Annotated in this window: 13 protein-coding genes; 3 read left to right on the forward strand and 10 right to left on the reverse strand. The window is 29.7% G+C overall.

Features of this window, described 5'->3' with window-relative positions:
• Positions 1 to 91 precede the first annotated feature (91 nt).
• Positions 92 to 4,309, reverse strand: coding sequence for a 2-hydroxyacyl-CoA dehydratase (locus tag BN1865_RS08705; protein ID WP_050636878.1), 4,218 nt, complete (start codon positions 4,307 to 4,309; stop codon positions 92 to 94).
• A 113-nt stretch (positions 4,310 to 4,422) separates the two neighbouring features.
• Complete coding sequence (locus BN1865_RS08710; protein ID WP_050636879.1) at positions 4,423 to 4,854, reverse strand: MarR family winged helix-turn-helix transcriptional regulator; 432 nt, start codon at positions 4,852 to 4,854, stop codon at positions 4,423 to 4,425.
• A gap of 150 nt (positions 4,855 to 5,004) precedes the next feature.
• On the opposite strand from BN1865_RS08710, the gene BN1865_RS08715 reads away from it, so the two are divergent.
• Positions 5,005 to 6,324, forward strand: coding sequence for an amidohydrolase (locus tag BN1865_RS08715; protein ID WP_050636880.1), 1,320 nt, complete (start codon positions 5,005 to 5,007; stop codon positions 6,322 to 6,324).
• 73 nt (positions 6,325 to 6,397) lie between these two features.
• Here the strand turns inward: BN1865_RS08715 and BN1865_RS08720 are convergent, their stop codons facing one another.
• The 4 genes from BN1865_RS08720 to BN1865_RS08735 all read right to left on the reverse strand — a co-directional run bounded on the left by BN1865_RS08720 (position 6,398) and on the right by BN1865_RS08735 (position 10,891).
• Entirely contained in the window at positions 6,398 to 7,627 is a 1,230-nt protein-coding gene (locus tag BN1865_RS08720; protein WP_050636881.1) for a DEAD/DEAH box helicase, read from the reverse strand.
• Between the two features lie 87 nt (positions 7,628 to 7,714).
• Entirely contained in the window at positions 7,715 to 9,871 is a 2,157-nt protein-coding gene (locus BN1865_RS08725) for a transporter substrate-binding domain-containing diguanylate cyclase (protein ID WP_050636882.1), read from the reverse strand.
• A gap of 115 nt (positions 9,872 to 9,986) precedes the next feature.
• The gene (locus BN1865_RS08730) at positions 9,987 to 10,226 is read right to left on the reverse strand and encodes a cell division protein SepF (RefSeq protein WP_050636883.1); all 240 of its coding nucleotides are present in this window, start codon (positions 10,224 to 10,226) and stop codon (positions 9,987 to 9,989) included.
• 2 nt (positions 10,227 to 10,228) lie between these two features.
• On the reverse strand, positions 10,229 to 10,891 hold the full coding sequence (locus BN1865_RS08735; RefSeq protein ID WP_232780361.1) for a YggS family pyridoxal phosphate-dependent enzyme: 663 nt from the start codon (positions 10,889 to 10,891) through the stop codon (positions 10,229 to 10,231).
• Between the two features lie 109 nt (positions 10,892 to 11,000).
• Here BN1865_RS08735 and BN1865_RS08740 point away from each other — a divergent pair, with 109 nt between their 5' ends.
• Positions 11,001 to 11,957, forward strand: coding sequence for a hypothetical protein (locus BN1865_RS08740; RefSeq protein WP_050636885.1), 957 nt, complete (start codon positions 11,001 to 11,003; stop codon positions 11,955 to 11,957).
• Between the two features lie 10 nt (positions 11,958 to 11,967).
• Here BN1865_RS08740 and BN1865_RS08745 read toward each other — a convergent pair whose 3' ends face one another.
• The 4 genes from BN1865_RS08745 to BN1865_RS08760 all read right to left on the reverse strand — a co-directional run bounded on the left by BN1865_RS08745 (position 11,968) and on the right by BN1865_RS08760 (position 14,719).
• On the reverse strand, positions 11,968 to 12,513 hold the full coding sequence (locus BN1865_RS08745; protein ID WP_050636886.1) for a S24/S26 family peptidase: 546 nt from the start codon (positions 12,511 to 12,513) through the stop codon (positions 11,968 to 11,970).
• A gap of 54 nt (positions 12,514 to 12,567) precedes the next feature.
• A complete protein-coding gene (locus tag BN1865_RS08750) occupies positions 12,568 to 13,044 on the reverse strand; it encodes a hypothetical protein (protein ID WP_050636887.1) in 477 nt (158 codons plus the stop codon).
• A gap of 136 nt (positions 13,045 to 13,180) precedes the next feature.
• Entirely contained in the window at positions 13,181 to 14,098 is a 918-nt protein-coding gene (locus BN1865_RS08755) for a LysR family transcriptional regulator (protein WP_050636888.1), read from the reverse strand.
• Positions 14,099 to 14,128: 30 nt separating this feature from the next.
• Positions 14,129 to 14,719 carry a hypothetical protein gene (locus BN1865_RS08760; RefSeq protein WP_050636889.1) on the reverse strand — a complete coding sequence of 197 codons (591 nt, stop codon included), beginning with the start codon at positions 14,717 to 14,719 and terminating at the stop codon, positions 14,129 to 14,131.
• A gap of 209 nt (positions 14,720 to 14,928) precedes the next feature.
• Between BN1865_RS08760 and BN1865_RS08765 the strand changes: the two genes are divergently transcribed.
• On the forward strand, positions 14,929 to 16,515 hold the full coding sequence (locus BN1865_RS08765) for a sensor domain-containing diguanylate cyclase (protein ID WP_050636890.1): 1,587 nt from the start codon (positions 14,929 to 14,931) through the stop codon (positions 16,513 to 16,515).
• Positions 16,516 to 16,517: the final 2 nt, after the last annotated feature.

Raw genomic sequence — 16,517 nt, forward strand, 5'->3', positions numbered from 1 at the left:
TTTAACATTAAAATACAACTTTCCTTTAAAATTGTAAATCATTATTTTGTTATTGATTTATTAAGTCTTAAAAGCAAAAAAAGAATATGAATTATTTCATATTCTTAAATGCAGTTGATAACATCAATTTAATTCTATTTAACTGATTAACTTCACTTGCCCCGGGATCATAATCCACTGCAACAATATTACTTTGAGGATATTTTTTACGTAATGCTTTAATTACACCTTTTCCTGTCACGTGATTAGGTAAGCAGGCAAATGGCTGCATACAGACAATATTAGGTGCACCTTCCTCAATGAGTTCAATCATTTCACCTGTTAAAAACCAACCTTCTCCTGTCATATTTCCCATTGAAACAACTTCTGTTGCTTTTTTAGCAATTTGATCAATTGGTGTAGGTGCATCAAAACGCTGCGAAGCTTTTAATGCTTTAATCATATCTTTACGTAAGTAATCAACAAACTTAATTGCTGTATTACATAAAATAACAGATGATTTCTTGACATCAAAATGTTCATGTTCATACCAAGTATTATAGAAACAATATTGGAAGAAATCAATTAAATCTGGCATAACTGCTTCTCCACCTTCAGATTCAATAATTTCTACAATCTGATTATTAGCTGTTGGATGGAATTTAACAAGAATTTCTCCAACCAATCCAACTCTTGGTTTCTTAATATCTAATAATGGTAATTCATCAAAATCTTTAACAATCTGATAAACATTTTTCTTAAATTCTTTCATACTTCCATTTTGAACATTTTTTTGACACTTTTCTACCCATGACTGATAAAGACGATTAGCAGAACCTTCTACGGCTTCATATGGTCTCACACGATATAAAACACGCATGAATAAATCTCCATACATTGCTCCAATAACGACCTTTTTAGCAAGGTGATAAGTAATTTTGAAACCTGGATTATTTTCCAAACCTGATAAATTGGCTGAAATGACAGGAATTTGTTCCATACCTGCATCTTTTAATGCCTTTCTAATAAATGCAATATAATTTGTTGCTCGACATCCTCCACCTGTTTGAGAAATCATTAAGGCAACTTTATTTAAATCATATTGACCACTATTTAAAGCATTCATCATTTGTCCTGTTACTAAAATACTTGGATAACAAGCATCATTATTAACATATTTCAATCCTTGTTCAACAGCATCTTTATCAACTGATGGTAAAACTACAAAGTTATATCCTTCTGAGTTCATGGCTGTTTCTACAAATTGAAAATGTAATGGTGACATTTGTGGGCAAAGAATCGTATAGCGCTCTTCTTTCATTTCTTTTGTAAAAGGAACTTTTACTTGTTCATATTTTTGAGAAAGATCAATTTTTTCAACTTTCTTTTCAACGGTTGCTTTTAAAGAGCGAATACGGATACGAATAGCTCCTAAATTACTTCCTTCATCAATTTTTATTAATGTATAAATCTTATTTCTTGCTTTTAATATTTCAGCAACTTGATCAGCAGTAACAGCATCTAATCCACAACCAAATGAAGTCAATTGAATCAATTGTAAATCCGTTTGTGATGAAACAAATGATGCTGCCTTATATAAACGAGAATGATAAGTCCATTGATCAACAACCCTTAACTTTAAATGTTCCTGATCCAAATAACAAACACTATCTTCACTTAATACAACAAAACCTTCACTCGTAATCAAATCAGGAATTCCATGATTAATTTCAGGATCAACATGATAAGGACGTCCTGCTAAAACAATCCCTTGCAAATGATGTTCCTTCATATATTGCATAGCACGTTTTCCTTCTTCACGAATATCTTGTTGGCAATGCTGTAATTCTTGATAAGCTTTATCAATCGCCTGATGTAATTCTTGAGCAGTGAGATGGAATTCTTTTAATTCTTCTTTTAAGACTTGAAATAATGTTTTAGGATTATTTAATGAAATAAATGGATTTTTAAAACAGATATTTTTCTGTTGAATATTATCTACATTGTTTTTAATAACTTCAGGATATGAAGCAACAACTGGACAATTATAATGATTTCCAGCATCTTCATTCTCCAATCTTTCATAAGCAACTGAAGGATAGAAAATAAATTCAATTCCTTTTTCAATTAGATTCTCAATATGTCCATGAGTGATTTTAGCAGGATAACAAGCACTTTCACTAGGAATAGATTCAATTCCTTTTTCATATATTGCTTTAGATGATCTTGCTGATAAAACAACTCTAAACTTTAATTCAGTAAAGAAAGTATGCCAAAATGGATAATTTTCATATATATTCAGTGCTCTTGGAATACCAACAGTTCCTCTCAATGCATCCTCCTGAGCCAATGAATGATAATTAAACACACGACGGTATTTATAGTCAAATAAGTTAGGTAAAGTTTTTGATTTCAGTGGTAAATTAGCTCCACGTTCACAACGATTCCCACTAATAAATTCTCTACCATCATTAAAAGCAGTAATTGTTAACATACAATTATTTGTACATTTTCCACAATTTTTCATTGTATTTTCATAAGTTAATTGTTCTAATTCAGATAAAGTTAAAATCGTTGACCCTTTACCATCATCTTTTTCCATGGCTAATCTTGCCATTCCATATGCACCCATCAAACCTGCTATATCAGGACGAACAACTTCAATATCAGCTTCTTTTTCAAAAGCTCTCAATACAGCTTCATTATAAAAAGTTCCCCCTTGAACAACAACATTCTTGCCAATCTGATCTTTATTTCTTAACTTAATAACCTTATATAAAGCATTCTTAATAACAGAATAAGATAATCCAGCTGAAATATCAGCTAATGTTGCACCTTCTTTTTGAGCCTGTTTGACTTTTGAATTCATAAACACAGTACAACGGCTTCCTAAATCTAGTGGATGCTTAGATGTTAAAGCCAATTCAGCAAATTCATCAATTTGATAACCTAAAGAATGAGCAAATGTTTCTAAGAACGACCCACATCCTGATGAACAAGCTTCATTTAATGTAATATCCTGAATCACATTATCTTTAATTGTAATAGCCTTCATATCCTGCCCACCAATGTCCAAGATAAAATCTACATCAGGCTGAAAATGCTTTGCAGCTGTATAATGGGCAATCGTTTCAACTTCTCCAATATCAACCTTTAAAGCAGCTTGTATTAATGCTTCACCATAACCAGTAACTCCTGCTTTTTTTATCTGACAGCCATCAGGTATTAAAGCATAAACTTCTTTCATGATGCGAATAATTAAATCCAACGGATTTCCTTCATTAGAATTATAGAAAGAATAAAGAATAGAACCTTCATTATCTATTAATATCACTTTTGATGTTGTTGAACCAACATCAATTCCTAAATAAATATCTCCCTGGTATTTTTTTATATTTCTTTTCTTTGTCATAGCTTGAAGATGGCGTTCTCTAAAACCTCTTAATTCATCACTATTATGGAACAATGGTTCTAAAGTATGAGCAGCTTCATTTCCTTGACTTTTTAATGCTCTTAAATTTTCTATTAATTCAGATAATAAGATATCTTTTTCTACTTCTTTCGCATTTAAACATGCTCCCATAGCAACAAACAATTGAGAATTATCTGGGAAAATCACTTCATCCTCAGTTAAGTTTAATGTTTCAATAAAACGTTGACGTAACTGATCTAAGAAATATAAAGGTCCCCCTAGAAAAGCAACCTTACCTTTAATTGGCTTTCCACAAGCCAATCCACTAATCGTTTGATTCACAACGGCCTGAAAAATAGAAGCAGCAATATCTTCTTTTTTGGCACCTTCATTAATAAGCGGTTGAATATCGGTTTTAGCAAATACACCACAACGTGAAGCAATTGGATAAATACGTTGATAATTTTTAGCCAGTTCATTTAATCCAGAAGCATCAGTTTGTAATAGCGTTGCCATCTGATCAATAAATGCCCCTGTTCCTCCAGCACATGTTCCATTCATACGTTGTTCTAATGAACCCTCAAAGTATGTAATCTTAGCATCTTCACCACCAAGTTCAATGGCTACATCTGTTTGAGGTATATAGGTTTCTATTGTTTTTGTACAAGCGATAACCTCTTGAACAAATTTTACATTTAATGATTCAGAAATTGATAATCCTCCTGAACCCGTAATAACAGGATGAATTCTCATCTGGGGATATTGTTTTTCTATTTCTTCTAATAATGTTAAAATTGTATTTCTGACATCAGAGTTATGTCTTACATAACGTGAAAACAAACAGATATCATCCTGATCTGTCAGATATGCTTTTACTGTAGTAGAACCGACATCTATTCCTAAATAATATTGACTCATAACTTTCTCCTTCAACCAAATAATCCAACCATCCACCATTTTATTACAAATTACTCCACAAATATTAACCGAATATCACAATTATTTCAATCATTGTGATTAAAAATCATTCATCACTGACACTCTTTAACAATTTGTGATATTCTCTGCAAAATCCTTATATACTCTTTTGCATCCTTTTCACCAAGTTCTGATAAAACATAACTCATCCTTATAATAATTGCATTTCGACGATTCTCACCAAATTTTCGACCTTTATCTGTTATATAAACTTGAATCTTTCTTTTATCTAAAGGATCCATAGTTCTTTCAATATAACCTTTTTTAGATAAACTATTTAAAACAGCTGCAACTCTAGATGTATTAACATCAAACCTTTGACTTATTTCATAAGCATTAGCCCCATTATTTTCATCTATCAAATAAAGTAAGACACCAATTTCTCCTTTAGCAATTTCAGAAATATTATTATAAATAATATTTCCAACCTGTTCATTTCCAATAACACATTCAATCATTTGTTTTGCATAATTTTGATAATCCATACTAATTACCTCACACTATGAGCATTTTATACAACTTATTCTCTTTTGTCAATCAAATTATTATTTTGTCGAATTTTTAAAAAGCGTTAATAAGAATTGATGAAAAATAATGAACTTGATACAATAGAAGAAAGAAGGAAGTGAAATAACATGTATCAAACAATAAAAGAACTTTCCCAACAATATTATTTAGATACAATTGAAACCAGAAGAGATTTGCATAAATATGCAGAAAGAGGATGGTTAGAAACTAGAACAGCCTGTATCATTGCAACTAAATTAGAAGAATTAGGTTATCAAGTTTTTGTAGGTGAAGATATTATGGATAAAAATGCACGAATGGGTCTACCACCTGAAACAGTTCTCCATCTGAATTATCGTCGTGCACAAAAAGAAGGTGCTAACCCTCAATATTTAGAAAAAGTCAAGATGGGAATGACAGCCGTTGCTGGTGTATTAAAAAATGGTGAAGGTCCTACTATTGCTTTGAGATTTGATATTGATGCTTTAGGTTTAATAGAAGAATCTTCTCAAAATCATTATCCATTCTCAAAAGGATTTTCTTCTGTTCATATTGGTGCAATGCATGCTTGTGGACATGATGGACATACTGCAATTGGTTTAACAACAGCACGTATATTAATGGATATTAAAGAACACATTCATGGTACAATTAAACTTATATTTCAACCTGCTGAAGAAGGTGTAAGAGGTGCTAAATGTATTGCTGAAAGTGGTTTTTTAGATGATGTTGATTATCTCTTAGCCGCTCATATCATGCCTTCAAGTTCTCATAAATATGATTTATATTTTGGTATGAATGAATCTTTTGCGACTACAAAATTAGATATTACTTATCATGGTATTTCAACCCATGCTGCTGAATCACCACAGTTTGGTAAAAATGCATTACTTTCAGCCGCTAACTGTATCATCAATTTACATTCTATTCCTCGTAATAGTAGTGGTGAAACACGTGTTAATGTTGGAACTGTTCATGCTGGAACAGGGCGAAATGTTGTACCTGAAACTGCAAAACTCGAAATAGAAGTGCGTGGAACATCAACTGAAGTTAATCGATATATGGAAATTTATTCTCGTGATATTATCAATGCATCTGCATTGATGCATGACACAGTTGTTGAAATCGAAGAAATGGGTAAAGCCTATGCCCTGAATTGTAGCGAAGATTTTATGAAAAAGATTCGTTCTATCTGTGAAGAATTTATGCCTGATTTAAAACTACCAAAAAAGAATTTAAGCCCTTTAGGTGGTAGTGATGATTTTTCATATATGATGGAACGTGTTCAAGCGCATGGTGGACAAGCAACTTATATGAAACTTCTTACTCCTATAACTTCATCACCACATAATGATTCATTTGATTTTAATGAAAAAGTCCTTGAAAAGGGACCTAGAATATTTGCAAGTATTGTTTATGCTTTACAATCACAAGAAATCGCTTGTTAAAGATAATTGCATATCATAACAATCAAACCATTTAAAAACACTTACTCAAAAAATGAAGTAAGCGTTTTTTTATTTATTTTTTCTTTGTGTATCGACGTTGTTGACGTCTATTAGGTTTATGTTGTTGTTTTGATTGTGCACCTTTTTTCACAGGTTCACTTAAATCTGTCATTGGGTAATAAGGATTATCACAAACACGGATTTCCTGTTTAATAAATTTTTGAACATCTTTTAATTCTGACATTTCTTGATAACAGCATAATGTAATTGCATCGCCATTTGCACCTGCTCTGGCAGTTCTTCCAATTCGATGAACATAATTTTCAGGTTGATCTGGTAAATCAAAATTCACAACATGTGTTAGATTTTCAATATCTATTCCTCTAGCAGCAATATCAGTTGCTACCAAGATTCTTGCTTTATCAGCTTTAAAATGATTTAAAGCACGTACTCTTGCATTTTGTGATTTCCCACCATGAATAGCCTCTGTTGGTATACCATGCTTATTTAATTTTTTACATAAAGTATCTGCATTACGTTTTGTTCTGACAAAAACAATAGCATTATAAATCTGAGGATTTTCTAATAATTTCATCAATAACTTTGCTTTATTTGCCTTATCAACAAAATACAAAGACTGATTAATTTTTTCAACAGTCATATTTCCAGAACTCACCATGATTCTTACAGGATCATTTAATATTTCATCAACAAGATGTTCAATTTCTTTAGGTAAAGTTGCTGAGAACATCATTGTTTGACGTTTAGCTGGTAAATATTTAATAATCTTACGTACATCTTTAATAAATCCCATATCTAACATACGATCAGCTTCATCTAAAACAAAATACTCAACATGTTTTAAATCCAAATATCCTTGTTTATATAAATCATCAAATCTACCAGGAGTCGCAATTAAAATATCTATTCCTCTACCAATCTTTGTCACCTGACTAGATTGTCCAACCCCACCAAAAATAACTGCTGATTTTAAATTAACAAACGGTCTCATGATTTCAAAAGTTTCATTAATCTGAATCGCTAATTCTCTTGTTGGAGCCAATATTAATGCTTTTATTGTTCTGGGATATTTTTCTGACTCATCACGTAAATATAACTTTTGTAGTATTGGTAATGCAAATGCAGCTGTTTTACCAGTTCCAGTTTTCGCACACCCAAATAAATCTCTACCTTCTAATAAAACAGGAATAGCCTTTTCTTGAATAGGTGACGCTTCTTTATAATTTAATTGAGTTACTGCCTCAATTAATGGTTTGATTAATTCTAATTCACTAAATTTCATTGATTTCCTCTTTTCTTCACATCTGCCCTAGTATAACATATAATCCCCAAAATACGAAACTTTTTTACAAAAACAAAAAAACATAGATTATTCCATGTCTTTTCGTATAATATGATAATCATTTTTATTCATATGCTTAACTGCATATAAAGCTTCATCAGCCAATTTTAATGCTTCTTCAAAAGACAATTCCTCGGCTTTAAAATAAATTGCTCCAACACTTGCTGAAATATGTATTTCAGCTGTCATCTTTTGGCAAGACATATCATGAATAAAACTCTCTATCTTACTTTCTAACTCTGTATAACTAATATCTCCTAATAAAATACAAAATTCATCTCCACCAAATCTAGAAATAAAGGCTTTATCACCAAAAATATGTTCTAGTTTTAAAGAAACATTAATTAACAGCCAATCTCCATCCAAATGACCATATGTATCATTCACTAATTTAAAATCATCTAAATCAATAAATACCAATCCACATAACTGATTAGGATTATCTAAAAAATAATCCTGACATTTTTCAATAAATGCCATTTTATTCAAAACACCTGTCAATAAATCCTTATGTGCAAGTTCTTCTAATCTATCTCTTTCAGTTAATAAATGTTTTTGTTTATTTTGTAATACCATTATATTCTTATTTCGCATCTTTAATTTATAAATCATAATGCCACCAATCATTGCTAATAAAAGAAAAATAGCAATAAAAATATATCTATATACATAAATTGTATCAGAAAAAGTATATTTATAAGCTCTATCAACAGTCTTATCAATAATAATCATATCTAATTGATCTTTATCAATTGATTTAATACCCTTATTAATAATTGAAATTAATAAAGGATCATTTAAATAACTATCATCATATTGAACAGGTGATAAACTATGAGCATCACCAATACCTGCCTTAGCAATAATAGATAAACTTTCATATTTAGGCTTATTTAATATTCTCTTTAATGAATATTCATTTTGTAATACCAATTCTACTTCATCATTAATCAGTGCATCTAAACAAGATTCAACATCATCATAACGTACAACATGAAAATAAGGATATTTATTTTGAATAACTGTCTCAATTGTACCTGAACCAGAACATATTCCTATATCTATTTTAGCATCTGGATTAAACATATGACCATTCTTACTTACAAATAGCTTTTCAGCTTCAATATAGGGTTCTGTTAACTGTAATTCAGGAAGTTGTGCATTAATACTGTTATATTCAACACTTGCAATTAAATCTATATTTCTACTCTTTAAATCCTTATAATCAATATTCCCTCTAGGTAATTCAATATATTCAAAAGGAATCCCTATATATTCTGATACAAGATTTAAAATATCTATACTTATTCCTTTGATTTCATCATTTTCCTTATATAACAATGGATCAGGATAAGGAATACAACCTATTTTTAAAGAATCAATATGTTCAATATAATTTTTCTCTTTTTTTGTTATGGGATCAACTTTAAAAACAGGAAAATATTTTTCTAATAATTCTTCTAATAAATTAGGATAACGATTTTGTAATTGAATCATTGCATCATTAAGTTCTCTTAATAAAGTCTTGTCTTCATTATTTAATAAAAAATAATAACTACTCATTCCAAAACGTCCTAATAATTTCATTGAATCATTATCAAATTTCATAACATTAGCAATAATTCCATCAACTTCATGATTATTTAAAGCATTAACCAATTGTTCATGATTTTCATAAACACGCATATGATCATCAAAATGATTCTGTTTCGCATAACTATGAAATAAATCTTTATATTGATAAGTCGTTTCATTCTCAACACCAAAAGTCATATCAGAAAAACGTTCAAAATCTTCAAAAACAACATCTGATCCCTTGTGAGTCATCACAACAGCACTCACTCTTCCTAAAGCCAAAGCACTAAAATCATATTCAGATAATCTTTCTTCAGTAATCTGTGCTGGTGATATCATATCAATTTCTTTATTCTTCAGTTTCTTAAGTCCTTCATTCCAGCTTTTCATCTCAACATATTCAATTTTCCAACCCGTTATCTCTGTTAAAAGATTTAAATATTCAACCTCATATCCTGCTACTTTTCCATCTTTTAAACTATGATAATTTTCTAAAGGATAATATCCTACCTTAATCTTCTTTTCCACTGCCTTTACAGGCACAATAAAAGATATAAATATCATAATCACTAATAAAAATTGATATGTTTTTCGACAATAAACCTTCATCCCCATCACCTATTTTTATTTTACTATTATATTTGCATGAAGTATATCTTTTTATCCATCAAAAATAAAATCATTTAAAAAGCATAGTTTTTACACTATGCATCTCAATATATCATTATTGATCATCATCTATATTTATATCACCAACTGGTAAACATAAATAAGTAAAACTATTAATCTGTTGAATTTGACCTTTTATAATATAAATACCTCCACACAAGAAATCAATAACACGTTGTGCTTCCGTTCTTTCAACATTCTCAATATCTAAAATAATCCGATATCCTGCTTGTAATTGATCTAAAACCTCTACAGATTCACTATAACTTCTAATCTTATATATGATTTCCTTCACTTTTATTCCTCCTCAAATAAAGCTCTTCCAATTCTCACCATCGTTGCTCCTTCTTCTAAAGCAATCTTATAATCCTGAGACATTCCCATAGATAACTCATTGAGTGGATAATGAGGATAAGCCTCTTTTAAACGCTCTAATAACTCCTTTGTTTTCTTAAAATAAATACGTGTTTCTTCTACTTCAATATTAGGAGCCATCATCATTAAACCATCTACAATTAAAGAAGAACAGCCATTCACATATGCCATAACATCATTCATTTCCTCTTCATTAAATCCATGTTTACTTTCTTCCTTAGCAATATTAACTTGAAGTAAAATATGAACCTTCATATTTCTTTTCATTGCCTGTTTCTCTAATTCATCAATCAAATGATAACTATTTACAGAATGAATCAATTCAACCTTATCAATAATATATTTCACTTTATTCTTTTGTAAAGTTCCTATAAAATGCCAATGACCTTGACCATGATACTTTTCATATTTATCCAAAAAAGGCTGAACTCTATTTTCACCATAATATAAACAACCACATTTCTCTAATTCTTCAATTGCTTTTTCATCTACATATTTTGTTGCTGCAATCAGCTTTGCTGGTTTTATTTCTTCTAATATCTCTTCAACTGCTTGTTTATTGACTTTCATATCTTCACCTTCCATAGCAATATTATATAACTTTTTGATAATTTTTCTATAATTTTATGTCATAATCAAAAAGAGTTCACATATATATGTTATGATATAAACAACAAAATGGGGTGATAAAACAATGAATGATTTATTAGAAAGATATTTAGGAGCTGTTTGTTCTTATTTTCTAGGACCTAAAAAACATGTCGTCTATAACGATTTAAAATCTCAAATACAAGCATATGCTCATCAATACGATGACTTAGAAGATTTATTAGTCAGTTATGGACATCCCAGGAGTGTAGCCTTAACCTATGGATATAGACCCCTTATCCAACATCTCTTTAATCCAAAAATCGTCAGTTTTGTTGAAAGAATTGTCTTTTTTGTTTCAGGATGTTACCTATTTTTTTCAACCCTATATTATCTTGAACAATTTAACTGTTTACCATTTCAATCAACACAACATGTCGTATCAACCCTCAATATGTCAACAATACTAACATGGATATTATCTCATCCATTTCATATCATGGGAGGCATTGCAATCACTTCCATTGTTGTTTTGATAAGTTTAGATCAAAAACACCCCATATCTCAAGAAATAGATCCTGCCTGGTCATTACAAAAACTCTATGACTTACCCCATCAATCACATTACCCTAGTCACATAGCAGAAACACTTTTTATGACTATATTTACTCTGTTCTTTACTTGTTATGCTATCTTCTTTACAAGAGATATCATTATCCAAATTCAACACGAATCCTATCAAATGATTCATCTCATGACATATTTCTTTCAACCATTCATCATGATTATCTTCTTTGACTATATCATCGATATGACAAAAAAAATATATACAAAAAAATACTTAAAATATAGTACCCTCATTAATCTCTTTACCCTTACAGCCCTTTCAATATTTGTTATTAACTCATCATTTCTACAAGATTACTTACTTCCCCTTAATATTAACTGGAATTATACATTCGTTAATATATTTATCATAGGTGCTCTTGTTATGATATACATTATCTCACTTTATAAATTACTACGAAATCTAAAATCATATCGTTCTCTCTTTAGAAAATAGGACACGACTATCAAGCCGTGTCCTTTATCAATTCTTTTTTCTCTTCCCATCTTGTCTTAATTATTTTATTAATCAAAAAGATAACTGCTAACTCACCATAATATATAAAACCAAACTCACTCTTTAAAAACAAAAATACCTTTCCAATAAAAGGAATATGCATAACATATCTACCTATAATATCACTTCTCTTTGTCTCATAATTATCATAAAAATCCTTACCCTCAGCTTGTGTTCTATAATAAGTATTCCCATCATTTCCTATCTGTGTCTCTCTAAAATAATGAGTCAACAAAATATTATCACCAAACCTATTCGCCTTAAATGTAACAATCGTATCAGGTTCAATAGTCTCCTCAACAGGTATCAATTTTGTTAAAACTAAAGAAAAAGTCGGTATTCTTGGTTCCATACTATCCGTCATAACAGTATAAAGACGATATCCTGTTAATTGTGTAACCTTATCAGGAAAATACACAATCAATGCAAAACAAAACACCAATTCAACCATCAATATCTTATGAAACATTGATAACATTCGTTTAGCACATCTCACAATATCGCCTCCTTATCTATTGATTAAAAAAACCGTCAAAAGACGGTTTTTTTATTATTTAAGTGTAGCTACCACAGTTAAATTAGCTCCATTTAACTCATCATATGTTGCTCCAGAATCTGCTTTATTTGTTACAGTAATTGTATATTTTTCTTTTGAAGAAGTTGATGGATTAGATACCTTTCCATCAGTTACCAGTTGACTCTCACTATCTTTTATAACAAAATCCACTTTACCACTAATATCGTTACCACTAGAAGTTTTAAGTGTTGGAACGATTTCTAATGATGTTGCTAAACTATCATCATTATTAATTGCAAAAGTTACTGGTACATCAATTGTTGCCTCTGCATTTAATGTATAATCAGCTTTTATAGGATTAGTTATTTCTTCAGTAATTGTTACAGGTTTACGAAAAGTCAAACTAGCAGTACCAGTTGCTTCCGTTTGATCCCATGCTGCAAATGTGAAAGCTGATGTTGCTACGATAGCACCAGCTGTAGCTAATGAAAGTATTGTACTTTTTTTCATAATATTTTTTCCTCCTCTATTATAGTTATGAATATAGTATATATCCGTCTTTTTTATACACTTATATTCTATAGCAAAAATAGAGTTTTGTATAATACTTAGTTTATCATATCTAGTTATGTGTTTTTTGATATACCTACATGTTTTCGTAAGTATTTTTAACCATATTAAGAAATGTGACTCCGGCATCAGAGAGAATCTCTCTTTTTCTTTTAATAATAACAAAGTTCTTTTGGATATTACATCTTTCAAAAGGTATGCTTTTGATATGAGAATATTTAAGTTCTTCGATTTGCCACTTGTTTCCTAACATGAATGCGTCTGTATGATTGATCATATTAATCATTGCATGATAGTTACTCATTGTAATGGTTTTTTGAAATGATGAGAGAGGTGTTTTATCAATTGTGAGTGATAAATTGAGGTTTGAGAAGAAGTCATTTGGTAAATGGATATATGGATATGGGCATAACTCTGATGCATTGACTAATTCTTTTGATGCAAGTGGATGTTTTTCATTGACATGGACATAGAGTGGTCCTTCTCCTAATATATATACGGAAACTTCTTTGGTTTCTGCCATTTTCTTAAAGATGTTTAATTGGTAATTATTTAGAATTGTAATTCCTAATTCTGATTTTATATTGCTGACGTTGTCTAAGACTTCTTCAGCTGTTGTTTCAATAAGATGGATTTCTGTATCTGCACTATCCATATATTTGTAGAATTCTAGAATAAAATCATCTTTTAGAAAAATGGAATCAACTGATACAGATAATTTTCTATGAATGACTTCTTCTGATAAGTTTTTGAGTCTTTCTAAGACTTGAAATTGATTTAATATTGAACGTGCGTAATAATATAGCAATTGTCCTGTTGGTGTTAAACTGACACCTCTATTTGTCCTTATCAGCAATTCTTTGCCCATTTCTTCTTCTAAGGCATGAATAGAACGACTTAAATTAGGTTGTGATATATATAGTTTTTCTGCTGCTTTATTGATACTCCCACAATCAACAACCTCAATAAAATTTCGTAACTGCTCTTTTTTCATTGAATTCACCTTTCCCCTGGTTTTATTTTATTACATATATCCTTCATTCAAAGCAGTAAAAAAGTCTTTGGCTTCATCATGAATATTTGCTTTCTTGGTTGCCTCTATGACATACCATGTAAATTCGTAATCTTGTATTATAATTGGAATTCTTTTCCCTACTCTATTTAAGAAATAATCTTCTTCTATCAGTTGTTTTGCAACCTCTGTAACAACTTCTAACAGTTCATAATAACCAACAGGTCCTTTTCCAATATATCGCATGTGTTCATCATAACAATCATGATCTTCATAACCAATATTTTCAATTCCCTCTTGTTTATACCAGTCAAATAAAATTTCCATTGTTTCTTCATCTAAAATATCATACTCATCCATTTCTAAAAAAGCATAATTCCATCTATCTTCACTATATAAACCTTCATCTTCTCCAGAATAATTTTCTTTAAAAAACGTTTCATCGTTTTTTGAAATATTAAATTCTGAAATATTTGAATAATCTTTATATTCGTTACATTCATTTGAATATATGAAAAAACTGACTGAGTAAGAATCACTCAAATCCCAACTATCTAAAATGTTTTTTATTTTTTTATAAAGATATTCTTGTAAATTAATCATTTGTCCCCCCCATCGAACTCAACTTGACTGTTTCTTATTAAATTTTATCATAACTTATATGAAACGCAAACAGAAAAAAGATTTCTGTAGAAAATTATCAAAGTTTGAAAAAAGGCAGGTTTTCATAGATAAGGTAAATGAGATATAGTATAATGAGAGAAAGAAATGTAACCGTTATCATAAATATTATTTTGAAAAGAGGAATCATTATGTATCATGCTCAACTTAAAATTCGTTGTTTTCATGATGTTGATTTAAAACAAATTCTTTTGGGGTATGAGCCTAAAAAGAATTTTTCACATCTTGTTGAAGAATATGATTGTTTTTATCCTGAAATCATAGCAACAAGTGATATATTAATTGTTAAAATGGAACAATTGAATATATCTGATATACAGTCTTATAAAAAGAAAAATGCTTTATTGATTTTATGTGTAACATATGAACAATGGCAAAATTTATCTTCAGAAGTTTATGAGGTTATTGATGATATATGGGTTTTACCATGGTCAATTGATTTTTTAAAGTTGAGAATAAAACAAATTTTTCATCAAATTAAAGAAAGAAAAGATAAAGATTTACATGAACAATACTTGAATACACTTATTGATAGTATGCCAGATATGGTATGGTTTAAAGATAATGATGGGATTCATCTTAAAGTGAACAAGGCTTTTTGTCATACTGTTGGAAAGACTAGAGAAGATGTGACAGGTAAGGATCATTGTTATATATGGGATGTTCCTAAAGAGGAATTTGAAAAAGGTGAGTTTGTTTGTAATGAAACTGAAGATTTAGTAAGAAAGTTAAGAAAGACTTGTCGTTTTGATGAAAAAGTGAAAAGTAAAAAAGGATTGCGTCAATTCCATACTTATAAATCACCTATCTTTAATGAAGAGGGTGATGTTATTGGTACAGTGGGAATTGGTCATGATATTACTGATTTACAAAATATGAGTACTGAATTAGAAATTGTTTTAAGAAGTATGCCTTTTGCTATTTTAGTAAAAAATGATAAGAATGAAATTATTAATATTAATAAGAAGTTTGAAGAATATTTTCATGTTCATGAAATTGATTTAGTTGGTCATATGTATGATGAATGGAAAGCATCTGCATTAAAAGATATTATTGATTGTGGAGATTATTATCAATGTATTAACAAGTTAAATAATGAAAATCAGATCTTAGAATATCATATTGAACCTATATTTGATATTTTTGAAACTTTGGTTGGTCAACTTTGTATCTTTAGAGATATTACTGTTGAAACTAATCTTGAAAAACAGATTATTTGGAATTCTCATACTGACTTTATGACTGGTTTATATAATCGTCGTTATTTATATGAATATATGAATGAGCAACACAATCAACAAAGTCTTTGTTTACTTTATGTTGATTTAGATGAGTTTAAAAAGATTAATGATACTTTTGGACATCAAGTTGGTGATACTGCTTTATTAGAAGCTACTCGTATTTTAAAAGATTGTTTTAAAAATGATTTTAATGCTCGTATAGGTGGAGATGAATTTTTGGTTATTATTAAAAATGATGTAGAAAAAGATATTATTGAAAAAAAGGTTCAGACATGTATTAAGGCTTTTCGTGATACTATGATTCCTTCTATTCATCAACAATTACTTTCTGCATGTATTGGTATTACAACGCATCATGGACAAAATGCTGATTTAGATGAATTAATCAAACAAGCTGATGCTGCTTTATATAAAGCTAAACAATTAGGTAAAGGTCATTATTGTTTCTATGATACACAAATAAACGAGGATAGTTAATC

Source organism: Candidatus Stoquefichus sp. SB1 (genome assembly GCF_001244545.1).
GTDB lineage: Bacteria > Bacillota_I > Bacilli_A > Erysipelotrichales > Coprobacillaceae > Stoquefichus.

Excerpts from the sequence above, each read along its gene's own strand:
- BN1865_RS08705 (WP_050636878.1), bottom strand. The coding sequence starts at position 4,309 with ATGAGTCAATATTATTTAGGAATAGATGTCGGTTCTACTACAGTAAAA.
- BN1865_RS08710 (WP_050636879.1), bottom strand. The coding sequence starts at position 4,854 with ATGGATTATCAAAATTATGCAAAACAAATGATTGAATGTGTTATTGGA.
- BN1865_RS08715 (WP_050636880.1), top strand. The coding sequence starts at position 5,005 with ATGTATCAAACAATAAAAGAACTTTCCCAACAATATTATTTAGATACA.
- BN1865_RS08720 (WP_050636881.1), bottom strand. The coding sequence starts at position 7,627 with ATGAAATTTAGTGAATTAGAATTAATCAAACCATTAATTGAGGCAGTA.
- BN1865_RS08725 (WP_050636882.1), bottom strand. The coding sequence starts at position 9,871 with ATGAAGGTTTATTGTCGAAAAACATATCAATTTTTATTAGTGATTATG.
- BN1865_RS08735 (WP_232780361.1), bottom strand. The coding sequence starts at position 10,891 with ATGGAAGGTGAAGATATGAAAGTCAATAAACAAGCAGTTGAAGAGATA.
- BN1865_RS08740 (WP_050636885.1), top strand. The coding sequence starts at position 11,001 with ATGAATGATTTATTAGAAAGATATTTAGGAGCTGTTTGTTCTTATTTT.
- BN1865_RS08750 (WP_050636887.1), bottom strand. The coding sequence starts at position 13,044 with ATGAAAAAAAGTACAATACTTTCATTAGCTACAGCTGGTGCTATCGTA.
- BN1865_RS08755 (WP_050636888.1), bottom strand. The coding sequence starts at position 14,098 with ATGAAAAAAGAGCAGTTACGAAATTTTATTGAGGTTGTTGATTGTGGG.
- BN1865_RS08760 (WP_050636889.1), bottom strand. The coding sequence starts at position 14,719 with ATGATTAATTTACAAGAATATCTTTATAAAAAAATAAAAAACATTTTA.
- BN1865_RS08765 (WP_050636890.1), top strand. The coding sequence starts at position 14,929 with ATGTATCATGCTCAACTTAAAATTCGTTGTTTTCATGATGTTGATTTA.